General features: G+C 76.0%; 1 protein-coding gene. It reads left to right on the top strand.

Going from position 1 to position 538, the window contains the following annotated elements; all coding sequences use genetic code 11:
• Window positions 1-192: 192 nt before the first annotated feature.
• On the top strand, window positions 193-538 hold a 346-nt coding region (locus tag PV350_RS46995; RefSeq protein ID WP_500339354.1), incomplete at its 3' end, for a DUF6412 domain-containing protein.

Below are 538 nucleotides of genomic sequence, written 5' to 3'. Positions count from 1 at the left end.
CGTCCCCCACAGCACCGTCCACCCCCGCCGGCACATGACCGGACCCGGCCGCTACATCACCCTCACCACCTGCACCCCCGAGTTCACCTCCGCCTACCGCCTCGTCGTCTGGGGCGGACTCGCCGCCGCGGAACCACGCTGACCCCCCGTTCGTCATCCCCTGCGAAACGAACGGAAGGAGCAGCCCACGTGATCCGCAGGACCGCCGCGGCCGCACGCCTGCACGGCGCCGCACTCCTGCTCCTCCTCACCGCACTGCTGCTCACCCACACCGGCCTCACCGCCACCGTCGCCGCCGCCGCGACCACCGCCGCCGTCGCCCTCCTGCTCCGCAGCGCCCTCCGCCTCACGGCCACGGCACCACCCGTACCCCGCGGACGCGTCCGCACCGCGCTGCGCGACCGGCAACACCGCACCGCCTTCCTCCCCCAGCGCGACCCCGACGCCTCCGGCCGCCCACGCCCCAGGGCCCCCGGCCGCCGGGCTCTACATCGCCACCTCGACCGCCTGGACCGCCGCCGAACGCGCCTGGCTGCAC

The organism is Streptomyces sp. PA03-6a, from assembly GCF_033792765.1.
In the GTDB taxonomy this organism is placed as follows: Bacteria; Actinomycetota; Actinomycetes; order Streptomycetales; family Streptomycetaceae; genus Actinacidiphila.
Note: the sequence above shows the minus strand (reverse complement) of the source record. Positions and strands in the feature narration are given on the sequence as shown.